Below are 17,978 nucleotides of genomic sequence, written 5' to 3'. Positions count from 1 at the left end.
GGACAAGGGGCCGCGCGCCACCGGAGGGAGAGACCGCCGCCACGGACGCCCACCCTGCGCCCGGCGGGTACGCCAGGAAGGATCGGCCCGTGACTGCACAGCCGACGACGGACGCCTGGGGCATCGACGCCAGCTGGCTCGACGCCCTGGACACCGAGCACACCATCGCCCCCGAGACCATCGAGCGGATGCGGCAGGTGATCGGGGAACCGCCCGCCGACCTGCTGCACACCGCGCCGATCGTGGCCCGGCCCGGCGACGCGCTGGAGGTGGACGAGGCCGCCGTCGAGTGCGAGGACGGGCGGACCCGGCACGTCGACGGCGAGCTGCCCGAGGACTTCCCGCTGGGCTACCACCGGCTGCGCACCCCCGACGGCCGCGAGCGGCGGCTGATCGTCTCCCCCGGCCGGTGCTGGCTGCCCGAGGGCTGGCGCGGCTGGGGCTGGGCGGTGCAGCTGTACGCCACCCGCGGCCGGGACAGCTGGGGCATCGGCGACCTCGGCGACCTGCGCGCGGTCCGGGAGCTGGCGCAGCAGCAGGGTGCCGGGTTCGTCCTGGTCAACCCGCTGCACGCGGTCGCCCCGACACCGGCGCAGGAGGCCAGCCCGTACCTCCCGGCCACCCGCCGCTTCCGCAACCCCGTCTACCTGCGGGTCCTCGACGTCCCCGGGGCCGGCCGCGTCGACCTCGAGGCCGACGCCGGGCGCGCGCTGTCCGACGCCGAGCTGATCGACCGCGACGCGGTCTGGGCGCACAAGCGCCGGGTGCTGCGCCGGATCTTCGACGCCGGCATCGGTGCCGGCGTGGACGAGGGGCCCTTCCGCGAGTGGTGGTGGCACCAGGGGCAGCCGTTGATGGACTGGGCGACCTGGTGCGCCCTGGCCGACGTCCACGGCCCCGACTGGCACACCTGGCCCGAGGAGCTGCGCGACCCGCGCGGCCGGGCCGTGGCCACCTTCGTCACCGGGCACGATCCCGAGATCGCCTTCCATGCCTGGCTGCAGTACGTGGTCGACCTCCAGCTGACCGCGGCCACCGAGGGCCTCACCGTCATCCAGGACCTGCCGATCGGGGTGTCCGGTGGCGGCGCGGACGCCTGGGCCTGGCAGGACGTGCTGGCCTCCGGCGTCAGCGTCGGGGCACCGCCGGACGCGTTCAACAGCCAGGGCCAGGACTGGGGCTCCCCACCCCTGGTGCCCTGGCGGCTGCAGGCGGCCGACTACGAGCCGTTCATCCAGTCCATCCGCGCCACCATGGCCGGCGCCGGGGGGCTGCGGGTCGACCACGTGATGGGGCTGTTCCGGCTGTGGTGGGTGCCCACGGAGGGATCGGCGGCCGACGGCGCCTACGTCCGCTACCCGTCCGAGGACCTGCTCGACATCGTCGCCCTGGAGAGCCACCGGGCGCAGGCGATCGTGGTCGGCGAGGATCTGGGCACCGTGGAGGAGGGCGTGCGCGAGGCGATGGCCGAGCACGGCATCCTGTCCTACCGCCTGCTCTGGTTCGAGGACGACGCACCCGCGCAGTGGCCTGCCGGGTCCATGGCCGCCATCACCACCCACGACCTGCCCACCGTGGCGGGCCTCTGGACCGGCGCGGACCTGGCCGAGCAGCGCGAGCACGGCACCGGGACCGACGAGGAGCTCGAGCGGGGCCGCACCTCGCTGCTGGCGCAGCTGGACGGCGTGCCCGAGGGCGCCACCCCGGCCGAGGCAGTGGAGGCGGCGCACCGGCGGCTGGCCACCGCGCCGTCCGTGCTGCTGTCGGCGACCCTGGACGACGCCCTCGCCGAGGAGCGCCGCCCCAACATGCCCGGCACCACCGAGCGACCGAACTGGCAGCTGCCGCTGCCGGTGCCGGTCGAGGAGCTGGCCGGTCACCCCGGCGTGCAGACGGTGGCCCGGGTGCTGGCCGAGGGCCTCGCGCCCGCGCTGCCGAGCGAGAAGCGCAAGGGCGGGCGCAGCCGGAAGAAGAAGTGACCTGCCGACCACGGTGACGCGGTCCGCTCGAACATTTGTTCGGGTGGGCGTGCGATGCTCTACCGGTGGCCGGCGGCATGAACCGGGGGCGGCACGGGGCCTCGCTGGCCGACCGGGCCGCCGGCTCCGGCGTGCCGGCCGCTCCCCCACCGGCCGAACGGTCCGGCGCACGCCGGACCGCCGGGCAGGGGCACGGCCGGCACTGCTGGGTCCGCGACCCGCCCGACGCCCCCGGCGTCTGGCCGGGGCTGCTGGTCGAGTGGCGGCAGCGGGGCGACGGCTGGCACGGCCGGGTGGCCTACACCGTGGCCGGCGAGCACGGTCCGGTGCTGGTCGAGGCGTGGCTGCCCGCCGAGCAGCTCAAGCAGGGCTGAGAGGGTTGGCCGGCCGACCGGCTGGCTACCGGAGGGCGGCACGGTCCGCGCAGGGTGGACCCGGGAGCGGAGGACCACGATGACCAGCCCGCACGACGAACCGACGCTCGACGACGTGATCATCCCCGAGGAGTCCGCTCCCCGGGACCGGCAGGAGCACGCGGGAGATCCGCACCTGTCCGACGAGGTCCTCGAGCACCGCACCGAGCAGGAGCGGCAGGCCGTCGGCTCCGACGACGCGAACCCGGCCGGGGCCGACGAGCACGCCGCCACCGACTGAGTGGGCACGTCCGGTGGGGGCGGTGTCCCGGGATCGGGCCACCGCCCCCACCGCGTCAGGAGGGCTGCAGCGCGCGGGTGCGGCCCAGCACCAGGCTGAGCAGCAGGGCGCCGACGGTGCACGCCCCGGCGAGGACGACGACGCCCGGCCAGCCCGAGCCGTCCCAGGCCCGGCCGGCCAGCGTGCCACCCACCGAGGAGCCCACGTAGTACCAGAACGAGTACAGCGACGCGGCCTGTCCCACCGCCCGGCCACCCAGCTGCGCCCGCGCCGCCACCCAGCCGCTGGCCACCCCGTGCGCGGCGAAGAATCCGATCGTCAGCACGCAGAGCCCCAGCACCAGCCCCCACAGCGGCGCCAGCAGGGTGAGGGCGAGCCCGGCCGCCATGACGACGACCGACAGCGGGACGACGAGCCGGCGGCCGACCCGGTCGGCCAGCCAGCCGGCCGTCGGGGAGCTCGCCGACCCGAGCAGGTAGGCGAGGAACACCAGGCTGGCCAGCGCCGGGCTGAGCGAGTAGGGCGGGGACTCCAGCCGGAAGGTCCCGGCGTTGTAGACCGCGACGAAGCCCCCCATCAGCAACGCGGCCACACCGTAGAGCGCCAGCAGGGCAGGGTCGGTGAAGCCGCGCGCGAGCTGACGCAGCAGGCGCCCCTCCCGCGGGACCCGGGTGAACCGCCGCGACGGCGGCAGCAGCACCCGGACGGCGACCGCGCAGCCCACCGCGAGCACCGCCGTGCCGGCCAGCGCGGTCCGCCAGCCGCCCAGCTCGGTGAGGAAACCGGTGAGCAGCCGCCCGGTGAGGCCGCCGATCGCGGTGCCGCTCACGTAGAGGCCGATCGCCCGCCCGCTCACCGACGGGTGCAGCTCCTCCCGCAGGTAGGCCACCGCGACCGCCGGCAGCCCGGCCAGCGCGAAGCCCTGCAGCGCGCGCAGCACCAGCAGCACCTCCCAGACCGGCGTCAGCGCCAGGAGGACGGCGAGCACCGCCGTGGCGGCCAGGCTGGCGTGCAGCACCGGGGTGCGGCCGCGCCGGTCGGACAGCGGCCCGAGCACGAGCAGCCCGACGGCGAGCGACGCGGTGCTGATCGAGATGGCCAGCGTCGAGGCCGTCGGGGACACCGCGAACGAGCGGGACAGCTCGGGCAGCAGTGCCTGGGGCGCGTAGAGGGTGGCGAACACCGCGAGGCCGGCGAGGAATACCGCCGTCGCGGCCCGCCGCAGCCCGGGCTCCCCGCCCCGGTGGCCCTCCCAGGACGCCGGCCCGGTCGCCTCGCTCACCTCGTCCCGCCCGCCGACGACGCCCATGCCGCCGAGCCTGCTCCTGTGATCCGCGGCACGATGCAACGGTCCCCCGGCCGGCCGGCCGCGGACGCCGAGGTGCTGCGGATGCCGGGGCTCACCCGTTCCGCGGCGCGTACATGATCAACCCGACCCCGACCAGGCAGACCGCCGCCCCGATGACGTCCCACCGGTCGGGCCGGTAGCCGTCGGCGACCGCCGCCCACAACAGCGACCCGGCGATGAACACCCCGCCGTAGGCGGCCAGCACCCGGCCGAAGGCCGCATCGGTCTGGAGGGTCGCCACCACGCCGTACAGGCCCAGGGCAACCACGCCGGCGCCCACCCACGCCCAGCCGCGGGAGTCGCGCAGCCCCTGCCAGACCAGCCAGGCGCCACCGATCTCGAGCACGGCGGCGAGCAGGAAGAGGGCGATCGAGCGCAGCGTCACGGGGCCACTCTGCCGGTTGCGGATCCCTCCCGGGTCACCCTCCCGGCCGGGCACGGCCGCGGCTGGGAGGATCGGTTCCCGTGACTCCTTCGCGGTACCGCTGGGGCGGCCTGGCCTGGCTGCTGACGCTGCAGTTCTTCGTCGTCGAGGCGATCGCCGCGCTGCGGTTCGACGGCTACTCGTACTCGGCGGACGTGATCAGCGACCTCGGGACGGCGGCCTCGCCGGCCGCGACGCCGATGAACGCCTCCTTCGTCGTCCAGGGGCTGCTGATCGCCGCCGGGGCGCTGCTGCTCGGCCCCGGGCTGGCCGGCACCGGCGGCCGGCTGGCCCGCGTGCTGCTGGTGGTCGCCGGGGCCGGCGTGCTGCTGGTGGGTGTCTTCCCCGCCGACGGCAACGCGACCGTGCACCAGGTCGCCGCCGGCGTACACCTGCTCGGCGGCGGGCTGGGGCTGATCGCGCTGGCCTACGGCGTGCGACCGCGGTCGGAGGCGCTGGGCACCACGCTGGCTGTGCTCGGCCTGGTCGGCGTGGTCGGCACGGTCTTCTTCGGTGCCGTGGTGTTCCTCGGCCTGGGCGAGGGCGGCATGGAGCGGGTGGCCGCCTACGTCATCCCGGTCGGGCTGGTCGTCGCCGGCGTGGCGCTGGCCCGGCAGCAGGACACCTGGTGGCAGCTCACCAACGAGGACGGCACGCCGTCCCGCCGGCAGGTGCGGGAGGACGCCCGGCTGGAGCGCGCCCGGCGCCAGGCCGAGCGGGACGCCGCCCTGGAGGCCGCCGCCCGGCGCGCGGAGCCGCGCCCGGCGGGTGGTCCGCCCGCGGCCGGCGGCACCGACGACGAGCCCGACGACTTCGACCCCGAGGACCCCTGGGCGGCTCCCCGGCGCTGACGCCGCCTGCCGAGCCCGCCCGGCCAGGCTCTGCGCACCCGTGCCGCCGGCGTCGTCACCAGCCCGGCGTCAGGCGCACTCCTCGTCGAGCCGGTACAGCGACGCGTCCTCGACGGCGCCCACCGGCTCGGCGAAATCGGCGATGCGCGGGCTCCAGGGCTCCCGGTGGTCGACGAAGATCCACCGGACGCCGGCGTCCCGCAGGACACGGCAGGTCGCCGGACCGGGATCGGCGATGAAGCCGTCGTTGGCCCGCAGCAGGGCCGGATCCCAGTAGGGCTCCAGGTTGTCGTTCCCCGACGACGTCCAGGTGTAGTCGTAGGACCAGCCCTCCACGAGCACCCGGCGCTCGGCGAAGGCGGCCACGGTGAACCACCGCGCGTCGCAGGTGCCCGTCGCCACCGTGCCCCCGAGGCAGTGCTTGTTGGTCGCGACCAGGTCGTCGGGGTCGGAGCGCTCGCGCAGCTCGGCGAGCAGGGCGAGCTGCCCGTCGCTCACCGAGCCCTGCGTCGGCGCGGCGGTGACGACGGCGGCCGGGTGCACGACCTCGGGCAGCGCCCAGGGCTGCAGGGCCAGCAGCAGCACGGGCAGCGTCAGGGCCGTGGTCCGTCGCCACCCGTGCACCCGGGCCAGCGCCGCGGTCAGGCCGCCGATCACCAGCAGCGCCAGCACGGCGACCACCGCCAGCCGGATCGGCCACGGGGTGGGTGGCAGCAGGTCAGGCGGGTCGAGGAGCACCTGGGCGGCGAGCACGCCGACGGCCAGGACGAGCAGCACGAGCGGCCCGAGTGCGCCCACCGCGACGGCCAGGACGAGGGCGAGGCCGACCACGATCACCGGCCAGCCGGCATGGAAGAAGTAGAGCTGGGAGAAGGACGGGTGGCCGAAGAGCGTCAGGCCGACGATCCCGGCCAGCGCGGCGCCGGCCAGCACCGGCACCGCCGGACGCGCCGGGGGAAGCCACCGACCGACCAGCGCGACCGCCCCGGTCATCGCGAGCATCACGACGAGCGACGCCAGCGTCGCCACCGGGATCGGCCCCCATGCGGCCACCTGCACGGGCAGGAAGCTGAGCGGGTCGACCCGGAAGCTGCCGGACGACCGGGTCACCGCGACGGTGGCGCAGACCACCGCGAGGCCGATGACGCTCAGGGACCAGGTGGTGTCCCGCCGCTCGTCGCCGTTTCGGAGGGAGAGCAGCCACGACAGCCCCGCCGCGCCGAGGATGGGCACCACGGCACCGCCCCGGGATCCCGCCGCGGCGAATGCGATCAGGAACACGACGAGCAGGAAGGGCGCGGCCGCCGGGCGTCTCGCCGGCTCCGCACGTCCGGCGGTGTGCTGCCGGCGCACCACCAGCAGCAGCACGACGGCCAGCACCATCGCGTTCGTGGCGTCGCGGTTGATCAGCACCCACTGTGGGGTGATCTGCACGCCCTCCGTGTGGCCGAACAGGGGGGCGCGGGCGAGGGAGAAGACGACCGGCGCGAGCCCGGCGGCCAGCCGGCTGCGACCGGCGACCCACGTGCACGCCACGAGGGCCGCGGGCACGACCAGGGCCAGCAGGGCGGGGCCCACCGACAGGACCAGCTGCGCCGCCGTCGCGCCCGACAGGTTGCCCAGCAGGCCGAGGGTCCCGAAGAAGAGCCACGAGTACCCGATCCCGACGTCGGGGATCCACGGGTAGACGGTGGGTGCCCGGTCGAGCGCCTCTGCGGTCAGCGCGATGTGCCACGGCAGGTCGACGTAGAACTGGCGGAACGGGCCACCGTCCCCGACCGGGGAGTAGTAGCCGGCCAGGGCGCGGGCGGCCAGGGCCCAGGCGACGGCCAGGCCCCACAGCGCCGGACCGTGGTGACCGATCCGGTCCCGCCAGTCGCCGGCCGCCGCGCCCGGCCACCAGGCAGCCCGCGCCGACGGGTGGAGCCAGGCCAGTGCGGGAGCCGCAGCGACGAACCACCGCAGCGCGAACCAGTCGACGACCCCGGAGAGCCACACCGCGATGCCCGCGGTGGCCAGTCCGAGGACGACGCTGAGCACGATGCGGACCGCGGTCCCGACCCGGGGCGCGGCGAGCGCGACGAGACCTCCGTGCACGACCGCCAGCACGGCGAGCGCGGCGAGCGACCGGACGGCCAGCCCCCAGCCGACCGCTCCGGCGAGAACGGCGAGAACGGCGGCCAGGCCGCCGGCCGCGGCCACGACCCCGAGGAGCCCGCCCAGGTCGCGCACCCTCGCCCGGCGTTCCCCGCCGGCGCCGGGCGCACCCGGCGCCACCCCGGGCGGCCGCACCGCTACCGGGAACGGACTCGGCCCGCCGTCGCGGTCTCGGCTCACGGGACGTCCTCACTGCAGGTCTGGTGGTCGACCCGCGATGCTAGGCACGCCGCCCGGCTCTCGAGGACGTCCGACACGGGAGGGGCGCGGCACACCGGCGTATCGGTCCGTCCGGGACGAGGTGCCGGGGCGGGCGCCGCCCGCCCCCGGCTACGGTCGGCCGGTGCCGAGGCCCTCGTCCGGGCGGGTGTCCCCGATCCGGCTGCTGCAGGCCAACGCCTTCGTCAGCACCATCGACCGCTTCGCGATGCCGCCGATGCTCATCGCGATCGCCGCCGACCTCGACGTTCCGCTGTCGACGATCGTCCAGGCGGCCGGCGCCTACTTCCTGGCCTACGGGCTCTGCCAGCCGATCTGGGGTCTGGTCTCCGACCGGCTGGGCCTGGTGCGCACCATCCGGCTCACCGTGGCGGTCGCCGGGGTGGCGGCGGTGGCCGCCGCCTTCGCCCCGACCGCCCTGCTCCTCGGGGTCGCCCGCGGGGTCGGCGGTGCGTTCTTCGGCGCGGCCTATCCCTCCGGGATGGTCTACGTCGGCGACACCGTGGCCGCGGGGGGCCGGCAGCGGGAGCTGACCCGGCTGATGGTCGGCGTCGCCCTCGGAACGGCGGCCGCCTCGGTGGGCGCCGGCCTGGTGGCCCAGTTCATCACCTGGCGGGCGGTGTTCGTGGCGACCGGGCTGGCCGCGCTGGTGCTGTCACTGGCCCTGCGCTTCCTCGACGAGCCGCCGCGCACCCGGTCGCACCGGAACCTCCTGGCGCCGCTGCTGATCGTCGCCCGGTCGCGCGCCGCCCTGTTCGTGCTCGGCCTGGCCTTCGTCGAGGGCGGGGTGCTGATCGGCGCCCTCACCCTGCTGCCCCCGGCGGTGGAGTCCGCCGGCGCCCCGACGGCCGTCGCCGGCGGGGTGATGGCCGTCTACGGCGCGGCCGTGCTCGTCTTCGCGACCGTGGTCGGCCGGATCGCCCGGCGGGCGCACCCGCACCGGCTGATCGCCCTGGGCGCCGCCTCGGCGGTGGCCGCCTGCGGGGCCTTGGCCGCCTCCCGGTCGGTCGCCGTGGCGATCGGGGTCACCGTGCTGCTCGGGCTGGCCTGGGCGGCGCTGCACTCGTCCCTGCAGACCTGGGCCACCGAGGTGCTGCCCGCGGCGCGGGCCACCATCGTGTCGCTGTTCGCCGGCGCCCTGTTCGTCGGCAGCGCGCTCACCGCGGTGGCCGTGGCCGGGCTGGCCGACGCCGGCCGGTACGACACGATCTTCCTGCTCGCCGCCGTCGGCATCGTTCCGTTCGGTCTGGTCGCGGTGTGGGGGCGCGCCCGCTGGCAGCGGGCCGGCTGACCGGCCCGCTGCCGGCCGGTCAGCGGCTGCGGTACAGCCGCGTGGTGAGCGGCAGGAACACCAGCGCCAGCGCGGCGGCGACCACGAGGGAGATGGTGATGGCGCCCGCGTCCGGTGCACCGCTCATCAGCGAGCGGGACGCCGTGGCCAGGATCGAGATCGGGTTGACGTCGACGAACGCCGCCAGCGGACCGGGCAGCGTGCTGGGGTCGACGAACACGTTGGACAGGAACGTGAGCGGAAAGATCGCCATGAAGCCCGCGTTCATGACCGCGTTCGGGGAGCGCATCAGCAGCCCGAGCACCGAGAAGACCCACGACAGCCCGAACGAGAACACCACCACGAGCGCCAGCGCCGCGAGCGCGCCCGGCGCACCGCCTTCTGGCCGGTACCCCAGCACGAGCCCGAGCACGATGATCACCGTGCCGGCGACGACGTACCGGACGCTGTCGCCCAGCAACGACCCGAGCAGCGGCGCCGGCCGCCAGATGGGCAGCGAGCGGAACCGGTCGACGACCCCCTTGGTCAGGTCGGTGTTCAGCGAGACGCCGGAGTAGACGGTGGTGAACAGCACCGACATGACCAGCATGCCCGGGAGGATGTACTGCAGGTAGGCGGCCGTGGAGCCGGCGATCGCGCCGCCGAACAGGTAGGTGAACATCAGCACGAACATCACCGGCGTCACCGTGACGTCCAGCAGCTGCTCGGGCACGTGCTTGACCTTGAGCATCCCGCGCCAACCGAAGGTGAGCGCCGTCGACAACCGCCCCGGACGGGGCGGCCGCGCGGTGGAGGCGATGGCCCGCCGGACGGCGAGGGTGTCGGCGGTGCCGGTGGCCGGGGTGGCCGTACTCATGACGCCTGCTCCTCGGGGGTGCGGTCGGACTCCTCCGTCAGGTGGCCGGTGAGGGCCAGGAACACCTCGTCCAGGCTGGGCTGGGCGAGGGAGAACTCCGCGATGCCGAAGCCCGCGCGGGATAGCTCGGCGACCCCCGTCGCCGCGCGGTCGGCGTCCGAGCACGATGCGGAGAGCGCGGCCGGGTCGGGTTCGAGCACCACCGGGCCGACCACGCCCTCCAGCAGCCGGGCGGCGTCCACGCGACAGCCGGCGTCCAGCAGCCGCACGTGCAGGGCACCGGTGCCGACCGAGGCCTTGAGCTGGCCGGGCGTGCCCTCGGCGATGACCCGCCCCCGGTCGATCACCGCGATGCCGTCGGCCAGCTGGTCGGCCTCCTCCAGGTACTGCGTGCAGAGCAGGATCGTCGTCCCCTCGGCCGCCAGGGCGCGGGCGATCTCCCAGACCTGGTTGCGCGACCGCGGGTCCAGGCCCGTCGTCGGCTCGTCGAGGAACATCAGCTCCGGCGTGACCACGATGCTCGCCGCGATGTCCAGCCGGCGGCGCATGCCCCCGGAGAAGTTCTTGACCAGCCGGCCGGACGCCTCGGCGATGCCGAACGCCTCGAGCAGCTCGTCGGCCCGGGTGCGGGCCGCGGACCGGCCCAGCCCGAGCAGCCGGCCCAGCAGCACCAGGTTTTCCCGGCCGGTGAGCTCCTCGTCGACGGAGGCGAGCTGGCCGGTGAGGCTGACCAGCCCGCGGACGGCGTCGGACTCGGTCACGATGTCGTGCCCCAGCACGCGGGCGGACCCGGAGTCGGGCTCGATCAGGGTGGCCAGCATCCGGATGGTCGTCGTCTTGCCGGCCCCGTTCGGCCCGAGGACGCCGTAGATCGCGCCGGCCGGCACGGCGAGGTCGACCCCGTCGACGGCCCGCGTCGACCCGAAGGACCTGGCCAGGGCCGTCGCCTCGATCGCGAGTGGTGCGTGTGCCGTCATCGCCGCTCCTCACCGTGCGCTCCGAGCAGAGCGTCTCTCGACCCTCTGACGGAATCTGCGGTGCGAAGTCATCGGACGCCAGCGATTTTCCGGGCCTCCGGGTGCGCGGGTGGTCGGCCCGGCGTCGTCCTCAGTCGGTGCGGACGGGCGCGGTGCAGCCGAACAGCCAGGCCGGCGGCACGTTCAGCGGGGAGATCCGCCGTCGGACCGAGCCGAAGCGCCGGCGGAGCTCGGACTCGATCAGCGGCGAGTACTGGATCACCACGGCGGTGCCCGTGGCGGCCAGCGCACGGGGCATCTGGTCCAGGATCCGGCGGCGGAGCCCCTGATCGAGCGAGGTGAACGGCAGCGCGCACACGAGGACGTCGGCCAGCCGCCCCTCCAGGTGGTCGGACAGCTGCTCCGCGGAGCCGCAGACGACCTGCAGCCGCGGGTCGTCGTAGCGCGCGGAGAGCAGCTCGGCCAGCGCCGGGTCGATCTCCAGGGCCACCAACCGCGCCCCGGGGCGCAGCCGCTCCAGGATCTGCCCGGTCTGGCTGCCGGTACCTGCGCCGAGCTCGACCACGAGGTCGGCGCCCGGGAGGTCGGCGAGGTCGAGCATGTCCCGCACCGCCGAGCGCGACGTGGGAAGCACCGCGCCCACCTGCCGCGGGTTCGCCACGAAGGCCCGCAGGAAGCGCAGCCGATCGGTCACCTGCTGTCTCATGCTGTCCCTCCGGCACTGGGCCGACGTCCGGCCGGAACGCACGATGTCACGACTGGGGCGTCGGCGCGCGTCCGGGACCGTCGGAACGGCCGGAAATTCCGCCGGGCGGCGGCACGGACGAGCCGGGAGGTCCGGCCGGGGACGGTGTGGGAGAGTTCGGTCGAGCGAGCTGACCGGCCTCCGCACGGCCGGCCATCCGGGACGACGGACGACGGGGCGGCAGCAGCAGGTGTTCTCACGCAACCGACGCCTGGCCGGTGCGGCCGTGCACCTCTACACCGCGAGCGGCTCCGTGCTGGCGTTCCTGATCGTGCTGGCCGCCCTCGACGGGAACGCCGTCGCCGCGCTGTGGATCGGGCTGGTCGCCCTGGTCATCGACGGCACCGACGGCATGCTGGCCCGCACTGCGCGGGTCAAGGAGACGCTCCCCTGGTTCGACGGCGCCCTGCTGGACAACATCATCGACTACCTGACGTTCGTCTTCGCCCCGCTCGTGCTGCTCTGGACCGTCGGCGCACTCCCCGACGGGCCGTGGGGGTGGGTGCTCGTCGCGCTGCCGCTGCTGGCGTCGAGCTACCAGTTCTGCCGGGTCGACGCGAAGCCCGACGACCACACGTTCCTCGGGTTCCCCAGCTACTGGAACATCGTCGTCTTCTACGCGGTGGTGCTCGACCTCGGCCGGCCGGCGGTCGCCGCCGTCCTGGTCGTCTGCTCCGTGCTGGTGTTCGTGCCGGTGCACTACCTGTACCCCTCGCGCACCCAGCCGCTGCGTACCCTGAGCCTGCTGCTCACCGCGGTCTGGGTCGGCACCTACGCGCTGCTGCTGGTCCAGTACCCCGACCCGCACCCGCTCGTGGTGGCCCTCTCGCTGGGCTACGTCGGCTACTACGTGGCGGTCAGTGGCTGGCTCACCGCGGTGGCCGCCCGCCGCCGCCGGGACGACCACCGGGTGGGCCCGCCGGCCGGCAGCTCCGCCGCCTGACGAGGCCGCCGCTCAGCGGCCGCTCCGCACCGGGCTGCCGAGCACCGGGCTGCCGAGCACCGGGCTGCCGACCGGGGCCGCCACCGACAGCCGCACACCGGTGCGCGTCCCCGCGTCCTCCTCGCTCGCGAGCGCCGGGGCCTCGAACGGCACTTCCTGCGCGCACACCGTGCCCTCCGCGGGGAGCACGAGGTCGACCAGGTAGGCCTCGGTGGCGGTGTCGATGCAGGCGGAGTTCCCGCCGTAGGCGGTGTGGCCGTCGCCGTCCATCGTCAGCAGGCGGGCATTGCCCTGCTCCGCCACGAGGGCCGGCGCACCGGCGTACGGCGTCGCGGGATCGTGGGTGGTGCCGATGACCAGCGGGGTCGCGGACGACGGGGCGACGGTGAACGGACCGCGGTAGGCATCCTCGTCGCGCACCGGCCACAGCGCCCAGACGAGCTCGCCGTAGGCGCTGCCGAAGTGCGGGAAGTCGGTCGCCTCCCGCGCGCCGCGCGCCAGGTAGGAGTCGATGTCCCGCGGCCAGTCCCGCTCGGCGGCGGTGATGGCGACGAAGCGGTCCGTCGACGAGTCGGGGGAACCGTCGGGGTCGGGCGGGCTGACGATCTGGGAGACGATCGCCCTGAGCAGCGACCCGTCGCCCGCGGCCCCCTGGGCGAGGGCGGCGGCCAGGAGGCCCCAGGCCTGCTTGGCGTAGAGCAGCGTGGCGGTGACGCCCAGGACGTCGTCCCTCGTGACCGGGCGGGGGTCGACGGCATACCCGTCCGCGGGGATCGGGGTCTGCGCCGCCGCGGCCAGCAGGGCGTCGTAGGCGGTGGCCGGGTCGCTGCCGCCGAACCCGGAGCAGGCGACCTGGTCGGCGGCGCAGGCGAGCAGGAACCGGTCGAGCGCCTCCTCGAACCCGGCGGACTGCGCCGTGCTGAGCGCGACGGGGTCGGCGAGGTACTGCTCCGGGTCGAGGGCGCCGTCGAGCACCAGCGCGCGGTAGCGGTCGGGGAAGAGGGCGGCGTAGGTGGCGCCGAGGAAGGTGCCGTAGGACCAGCCCAGGTAGGTGAGCTGCGCGTCGCCGACGGCGGCCCGGAGCATGTCGAGGTCCCGGGCGACGTTGGCGGTCGAGAGGTGCTCGAGGAGCTCGCCGTTGGCCGCCACGCAGGCGTCGACGTAGCGCTGCGCCTCGGCGACCAGGGCGTCGGCGTCCACGGCGTCGCCCTCCGCTGCGTCGATCCCCGGATCGATCGGCGTGGGCGCCGGCACCGGCTCGGGCTCCGGTGCGGCCACCCCCGGGCCGACCTGGCAGTCGACCACCGGGCTGCTCTTCCCCACGCCCCGGGGGTCGAACGCGACGATGTCGAAGCGCTGGTTGAGCACGGCGAAGCGCTCGGCGCCGGCGTTCTGCAGCGACTCCACGGCCGCGGCGCCCGGCCCGCCGAAGTTGAAGAACAGCGACCCGATGCGCTGCGCCGGGTCGGTCGCCGGAACCCGTGCCAGGGCGATCTGCACCTGCGCGCCGGCCGGGTCGTCGTGATCGAGCGGCACGTCGATCCGCGCGCACTGGACACCTGCCTGGACGCCGACGTCGGTCAGTCCGCAGCCGGCCCACGGCAGGTCCACGGGGGGCACCGGGCCGATCGGGTCGGGCGTGCCGGCGCTCGCCGCCGAGGTGCCCGAGCCCACCAGCACGGCGACGGCGAGGCTGACGACGGCAGTGCGGCTGCGGGACATGCAGGCCTCCCCGTTCGCAGCGGCCACGCCACCCGCGCCCGCTGGCGGGGGCAGCAGACACCCGGACGGGCGGCACCCGCAACGCGGTGCGACGGGCCGAGCGGGCGTCGTCACCCTGCGTTTCCGGCTGACCGCGCAGCGGCCACCCACCCCGTCAGGCGGGGACGACCCGGGTTCCGGCGATCCGGTGGTGCAGCGCCCGGTGCAGCGGATCGCGCCAGGCCATCGCAATGCTCACCACGGGCAGCAGCAGGGACAGCCCGTACGTCGTCCCGATGACCACGGGCGCCTCGACCTCCAGGATCACCCGGGCCACCGACACGTGGGCCAGCTGCCAGGGCAGCAGCTTGACCGCGTTCCGGACGGCCACCCGGGCTCCTCCGGCCCGGTTCCCGCCGGCGGCCACGACCCGCAGCCCGGTGCGCCGCTTGCCCCAGGTCGCCTGCGCGGCCCCGCGCTCGGTGAGCGTCAGGTAGGTCCAGACCGGCAGCACGGACAGCACCAGGGCCACGGCATCCGCGGCCAGTGCGGACGGGGCATCGGCGCCCGGCGGGAGCACTCCGCGGACGACGACCCCGAGCACGGTCAGCACGGCCAGCCAGCCGACGATGACCAGGTAGTCCCAGCCCGAGGCCCGCACCCGGTCCCGGCCGGACGCGACCGCCTCAGCCCCGGGCACCACGGGCCGCGCGCACGTGCCCGGTGAGCGCGGCGCCGAGCGCGATGGTGTCCATGGCGGCGGTGACGATCGTGGCGCCCTCCGCTGCGTACCCGGCGGCCGTCGTGCCGTCGAAGGCGTGCACGCCGACCGGGACGCCGGCGGCCACCGCGCGCGCGATCACCGACGAGAGCACCTCCCCGATGTCCTCGCCGGCCCGGCCGAGGGACAGCGAGAGGTCCACCGGCCCCACGTACACGCCGTCCAGCCCGTCGATGGCGAGCACCGCGTCGAGCTCGGCGAGCGCGCCGGCCGTCTCCACCATCACCACCACCAACGGGTCGTCGGAGCCGCCGGACAGCCGGCCTGCCGAGCGGGTGCCGGTCGGGCCGTACCGGCCGGCCGCCACCACCTCGCGGGCATGGTCGGCGTCCAGCACGCTGGGCACGACGACGCCGTGCGCGCCCAGGTCCAGCGGCCGGCCGACGTCGGCGGGGTGCGGGCTGCGGGTGCGCACCAGCGGCACCGAGCCGGCCGCCACGACCGCAGCCGCGACGCCGGGCAGCTCGGCCTCGGCGAGGCCGCCGTGCTGCAGGTCGAGCACCACGAAGTCGGCGCCGGTGCCGGCCAGCAGCTCGGCGGTCACCACGCCGGGCAGCAGGCTCCACAACCCGGTGCAGGCCCGCCCGGCGGCCAGCCGTTCCCGCAGCGACGGGGTCTCGGTGGGGGGCATCAGGGGTCCTCTCGTCGGTGGAGCACGGGACGTCGCGGAGCGCGGACGGGCGGTGCGTGAGCTCACCGAACCAGATGTCGCCGGCGACGTCGTGGAGCCCCACCCTCGTCGCGCTGCACGGCGTGCCGGCCGAACCGTTCCCCGGTCGGCGGCCCCTCGAAGGGTTGTTTTTGCACGGAGCTGACTGTAGAAAAAAGGGGTCAGCAGACTGCATCCCGCCCGGAGGTCCAGATGACCACGACCCGCGAGCTCCTCCCCCACTCCGCCGCCCCGATCCGCGCTGGGGCGAACGGGCGGCCGCCGGGCGGACCACCGATCCGGCTCGACGTCCGGGACAGCACGTACGACACCCGTCGCAGCCGGCTCCTCGCCGCCCTTCGCGAGCTGCACCCCGGCCAGGAGCTGCAGGTCACGAGCGACCGACCCGAGGACGTGTACTGGCTGGAGTGGGAGGCCGAGGCGCGCATGCAGCGGGCCTACCGCTGGTCGCACACCAGCGATGCCGTGGGCGCCGCCCGCACCCTCGTGCGGATCGCGTGATGTCCGCGATGCCCGACGCGCCGAGGGCAGCGGCAGGGGGCGCGGCGCCGGACACCCTCGCCGCGGAGCACCGGGCACTGCACCAGGAGACCGGGCTGCGCCGTCAGCGGGTGATCGACGCGCTGGGCGCCGGCTCCTGGCCGGTCGCGGAGGTGCAGGCGCTGCTGGCCTACCTGCACCATGAGGTGCTGGACCAGGCGGCGGCGGAGGAACGCCGGCTGTTCGCCCGGGCCTGTGGCAGCCACGCCGATCCGCGTGCCCGGCAGCTCGCCGCCGAGCACGCCGGCCTCCGGGACGCGGTCGACGAGGTGACCTGCGCCGCCACTGACGACGGCCGGGACACCGGACGCCTGGTCCGGGCGCTCACCGACCTCGACGACCGGCTCGGCCGGCACCTGCGGCACGAGGAGGAGGTGCTCGCCGGAGTGGCCGAGGAGGCCGGTGCACGGCAGGACGCACCGCACCACGCCGGGTGGTTCCTGCTCAGCGAGGGCCCCGTGCTGGACCTGGACGCGCTGCCGACCGGCTTCGCCGACCGCGTCGCCGTGGACCGGCTGACCCGGCTGCGGCCGGGCGAGCAGGTGACGATCCGGTCCAGCGGACGGCTGGACCGGCTCTGGGGTCTGCTGCAACGACGCCTGCCCGGTGAGCACCGGTGGACGTCGGTGGTGGAGGGACCGCTGAACTGGGAGGCCGAGGTGCTCCGCCGCGCCTCGGGGTGAGCCCCGCGCAGCTGGGCCGTCCGGGCACGTCGACCGGCTGGTCGCGCCGCTAGCGTGGGAACCATGCTCGCCGGTGTGATGGCCCGGACCCAGGAAGCCGTGCGCAGCCTCGCGCCGGGCTACTTCGCCCTGGTCATGGCCAGCGGCATCCTCTCCGTCGGAACGTCGCTGAGCGGCCTGCCCACGCTCTCGGCGTGGTTGCTGGCCGGCTGCGCGGGATCCTTCGTGGTGCTGACCCTGCTGACCTGCTGGCGGGTGGTGGCCCACCGCGACGCGGTCGCCCAGGACTTCACCGACCCACGCCGTGGGTTCGGCTTCTTCACCACCATCGCCGGCGCCAACGTCCTCGGCGTCCGGCTTGCGATGGACGGGCACCACGCGCTGACCGCCGTCCTGCTGGCTGCCTCCGGACTGTGCTGGCTGGTGCTGGGCTACGTGGTCCCGTGGACGGCGGTCCTGGGCCGCGAGCGTCGCCCGATCCTCGCCGCCGCCAACGGCACCTGGTTCATCTGGGTCGTGGCCAGCCAGTCCGTCGCCGTCTCGGCCGCCGCGCTGGAACCCGTGTACGACCCCGGGCGCCAGCTGCTGGCGGTGGTCGCGGTGTTCTGCTGGTCCGTGGGCGTGTTCCTCTACGCCGCTGCCGGCATCTTCGTCGGCGCCCGGATGATGCTCTACGAGTTCGGACCCGAGGAGCTCACGCCCCCTTACTGGGTCGCCATGGGCGCCGGCGCCATCACGGTGGTCGCCGGCGCCCGGATCGTCGAGATGGCCGACGCCCCCATGGTCGCGGCCACGCGCGGGCTGATCGCGGGCACCTCGGTGGTGTTCTGGGCGTTCGCGACCTGGCTCATCCCGGTACTGGTCGCCGCCGGCTGGTGGCGGCACCTGCGACACCGGGTGCCGCTGACCTACGAGGCCGCTCTGTGGAGCGTCGTCTTCCCGCTAGGGATGTACGCGGTCGCCGGAATCTCCCTCGGCAGGGCCGACGACCTGCCCCTGGTCGAGAGCATCGGCAGGGTCGAGCTGTGGGCGGCCCTCGCCGCCGGGACGCTGACCCTGGGCGCGATGACGTGGCACCTGGTGGACACCGTGCTCCTTCCCCGCGACCGGCGAGCGGGACCGCGGCGCGGATCCGCTCGGAGATCCGCCCAGCATTAAC

The 17,978-nt window shown here is 75.3% G+C and carries 18 protein-coding genes; 9 read left to right on the top strand and 9 right to left on the bottom strand.

Going from position 1 to position 17,978, the window contains the following annotated elements; all coding sequences use genetic code 11:
* The first annotated feature begins 89 nt into the window (after nt 1–89).
* The 3 genes from malQ to ACYVG5_RS04730 all read left to right on the top strand — a co-directional run bounded on the left by malQ (nt 90) and on the right by ACYVG5_RS04730 (nt 2,633).
* Complete coding sequence (gene malQ, locus ACYVG5_RS04740) at nt 90–1,979, top strand: 4-alpha-glucanotransferase (protein WP_222049730.1); 1,890 nt, start codon at nt 90–92, stop codon at nt 1,977–1,979.
* 65 nt (nt 1,980–2,044) lie between these two features.
* Nucleotides 2,045–2,353: a hypothetical protein gene (locus ACYVG5_RS04735; protein WP_460682990.1), complete on the top strand. Its 309-nt coding sequence runs from the start codon at nt 2,045–2,047 to the stop codon at nt 2,351–2,353.
* A gap of 79 nt (nt 2,354–2,432) precedes the next feature.
* Nucleotides 2,433–2,633 carry a hypothetical protein gene (locus ACYVG5_RS04730; RefSeq protein ID WP_222049729.1) on the top strand — a complete coding sequence of 67 codons (201 nt, stop codon included), beginning with the start codon at nt 2,433–2,435 and terminating at the stop codon, nt 2,631–2,633.
* Between the two features lie 55 nt (nt 2,634–2,688).
* Here the strand turns inward: ACYVG5_RS04730 and ACYVG5_RS04725 are convergent, their stop codons facing one another.
* On the bottom strand, nt 2,689–3,942 hold the full coding sequence (locus ACYVG5_RS04725) for an MFS transporter (RefSeq protein WP_222049728.1): 1,254 nt from the start codon (nt 3,940–3,942) through the stop codon (nt 2,689–2,691).
* 91 nt (nt 3,943–4,033) lie between these two features.
* A complete protein-coding gene (locus ACYVG5_RS04720; RefSeq protein ID WP_222049727.1) occupies nt 4,034–4,366 on the bottom strand; it encodes a YnfA family protein in 333 nt (110 codons plus the stop codon).
* Nucleotides 4,367–4,446: 80 nt separating this feature from the next.
* Between ACYVG5_RS04720 and ACYVG5_RS04715 the strand changes: the two genes are divergently transcribed.
* Complete coding sequence (locus ACYVG5_RS04715; RefSeq protein ID WP_222049726.1) at nt 4,447–5,256, top strand: DUF998 domain-containing protein; 810 nt, start codon at nt 4,447–4,449, stop codon at nt 5,254–5,256.
* 69 nt (nt 5,257–5,325) lie between these two features.
* Here the strand turns inward: ACYVG5_RS04715 and ACYVG5_RS04710 are convergent, their stop codons facing one another.
* Nucleotides 5,326–7,593 (bottom strand): hypothetical protein, encoded by a 2,268-nt coding sequence (locus ACYVG5_RS04710; protein WP_222049725.1) that lies wholly within the window; start codon nt 7,591–7,593, stop codon nt 5,326–5,328.
* Nucleotides 7,594–7,756: 163 nt separating this feature from the next.
* On the opposite strand from ACYVG5_RS04710, the gene ACYVG5_RS04705 reads away from it, so the two are divergent.
* On the top strand, nt 7,757–8,923 hold the full coding sequence (locus ACYVG5_RS04705) for an MFS transporter (protein WP_222049724.1): 1,167 nt from the start codon (nt 7,757–7,759) through the stop codon (nt 8,921–8,923).
* Nucleotides 8,924–8,942: 19 nt separating this feature from the next.
* On the opposite strand, the gene ACYVG5_RS04700 is transcribed toward ACYVG5_RS04705, so the two are convergent.
* The 3 genes from ACYVG5_RS04700 to ACYVG5_RS04690 all read right to left on the bottom strand — a co-directional run bounded on the left by ACYVG5_RS04700 (nt 8,943) and on the right by ACYVG5_RS04690 (nt 11,462).
* Nucleotides 8,943–9,779 carry an ABC transporter permease gene (locus ACYVG5_RS04700; RefSeq protein WP_222049723.1) on the bottom strand — a complete coding sequence of 279 codons (837 nt, stop codon included), beginning with the start codon at nt 9,777–9,779 and terminating at the stop codon, nt 8,943–8,945.
* Entirely contained in the window at nt 9,776–10,756 is a 981-nt protein-coding gene (locus ACYVG5_RS04695) for an ATP-binding cassette domain-containing protein (RefSeq protein WP_222049722.1), read from the bottom strand. The genes ACYVG5_RS04700 and ACYVG5_RS04695 overlap by 4 nt, the downstream gene beginning before the upstream one ends.
* Before the next feature lie 130 nt (nt 10,757–10,886).
* Nucleotides 10,887–11,462, bottom strand: coding sequence for a class I SAM-dependent methyltransferase (locus tag ACYVG5_RS04690; protein ID WP_222049721.1), 576 nt, complete (start codon nt 11,460–11,462; stop codon nt 10,887–10,889).
* Between the two features lie 229 nt (nt 11,463–11,691).
* Between ACYVG5_RS04690 and ACYVG5_RS04685 the strand changes: the two genes are divergently transcribed.
* Complete coding sequence (locus tag ACYVG5_RS04685; protein ID WP_222049720.1) at nt 11,692–12,444, top strand: CDP-alcohol phosphatidyltransferase family protein; 753 nt, start codon at nt 11,692–11,694, stop codon at nt 12,442–12,444.
* A gap of 12 nt (nt 12,445–12,456) precedes the next feature.
* Here the strand turns inward: ACYVG5_RS04685 and ACYVG5_RS04680 are convergent, their stop codons facing one another.
* The 3 genes from ACYVG5_RS04680 to ACYVG5_RS04670 form a co-directional block, all read right to left on the bottom strand.
* On the bottom strand, nt 12,457–14,166 hold the full coding sequence (locus tag ACYVG5_RS04680) for an alpha/beta hydrolase (protein WP_222049719.1): 1,710 nt from the start codon (nt 14,164–14,166) through the stop codon (nt 12,457–12,459).
* Between the two features lie 154 nt (nt 14,167–14,320).
* Nucleotides 14,321–14,848: an RDD family protein gene (locus ACYVG5_RS04675; RefSeq protein ID WP_222049718.1), complete on the bottom strand. Its 528-nt coding sequence runs from the start codon at nt 14,846–14,848 to the stop codon at nt 14,321–14,323.
* Nucleotides 14,832–15,557 (bottom strand): HpcH/HpaI aldolase family protein, encoded by a 726-nt coding sequence (locus ACYVG5_RS04670; RefSeq protein WP_222049717.1) that lies wholly within the window; start codon nt 15,555–15,557, stop codon nt 14,832–14,834. Before ACYVG5_RS04670 ends, ACYVG5_RS04675 begins: the two co-directional genes overlap by 17 nt.
* A gap of 231 nt (nt 15,558–15,788) precedes the next feature.
* On the opposite strand from ACYVG5_RS04670, the gene ACYVG5_RS04665 reads away from it, so the two are divergent.
* The 3 genes from ACYVG5_RS04665 to ACYVG5_RS04655 all read left to right on the top strand — a co-directional run bounded on the left by ACYVG5_RS04665 (nt 15,789) and on the right by ACYVG5_RS04655 (nt 17,977).
* The gene (locus tag ACYVG5_RS04665) at nt 15,789–16,097 is read left to right on the top strand and encodes a hypothetical protein (RefSeq protein ID WP_222049716.1); all 309 of its coding nucleotides are present in this window, start codon (nt 15,789–15,791) and stop codon (nt 16,095–16,097) included.
* Nucleotides 16,097–16,819, top strand: coding sequence for a hemerythrin domain-containing protein (locus tag ACYVG5_RS04660; RefSeq protein WP_222049715.1), 723 nt, complete (start codon nt 16,097–16,099; stop codon nt 16,817–16,819). The genes ACYVG5_RS04665 and ACYVG5_RS04660 overlap by 1 nt, the downstream gene beginning before the upstream one ends.
* Nucleotides 16,820–16,882: 63 nt before the next feature.
* Nucleotides 16,883–17,977 carry a tellurite resistance/C4-dicarboxylate transporter family protein gene (locus ACYVG5_RS04655; RefSeq protein ID WP_222049714.1) on the top strand — a complete coding sequence of 365 codons (1,095 nt, stop codon included), beginning with the start codon at nt 16,883–16,885 and terminating at the stop codon, nt 17,975–17,977.
* The last annotated feature ends 1 nt before the right edge of the window (nt 17,978 follow it).

It is taken from the genome of Modestobacter lapidis (assembly GCF_054780755.1).
The sequence above is the reverse complement of the archived record's forward strand: the minus strand, read 5'-3'. Positions and strand labels throughout refer to the sequence as shown.

Bases quoted from the DNA above. Each gene is read 5' to 3' on its own strand.
- ACYVG5_RS04680 (WP_222049719.1), bottom strand. From the start codon at position 14,166: ATGTCCCGCAGCCGCACTGCCGTCGTCAGCCTCGCCGTCGCCGTGCTG.
- ACYVG5_RS04690 (WP_222049721.1), bottom strand. From the start codon at position 11,462: ATGAGACAGCAGGTGACCGATCGGCTGCGCTTCCTGCGGGCCTTCGTG.
- ACYVG5_RS04655 (WP_222049714.1), top strand. From the start codon at position 16,883: ATGCTCGCCGGTGTGATGGCCCGGACCCAGGAAGCCGTGCGCAGCCTC.
- ACYVG5_RS04695 (WP_222049722.1), bottom strand. From the start codon at position 10,756: ATGACGGCACACGCACCACTCGCGATCGAGGCGACGGCCCTGGCCAGG.
- ACYVG5_RS04665 (WP_222049716.1), top strand. From the start codon at position 15,789: ATGACCACGACCCGCGAGCTCCTCCCCCACTCCGCCGCCCCGATCCGC.
- ACYVG5_RS04725 (WP_222049728.1), bottom strand. From the start codon at position 3,942: ATGGGCGTCGTCGGCGGGCGGGACGAGGTGAGCGAGGCGACCGGGCCG.
- ACYVG5_RS04670 (WP_222049717.1), bottom strand. From the start codon at position 15,557: ATGCCCCCCACCGAGACCCCGTCGCTGCGGGAACGGCTGGCCGCCGGG.
- ACYVG5_RS04700 (WP_222049723.1), bottom strand. From the start codon at position 9,779: ATGAGTACGGCCACCCCGGCCACCGGCACCGCCGACACCCTCGCCGTC.
- ACYVG5_RS04730 (WP_222049729.1), top strand. From the start codon at position 2,433: ATGACCAGCCCGCACGACGAACCGACGCTCGACGACGTGATCATCCCC.
- ACYVG5_RS04660 (WP_222049715.1), top strand. From the start codon at position 16,097: ATGTCCGCGATGCCCGACGCGCCGAGGGCAGCGGCAGGGGGCGCGGCG.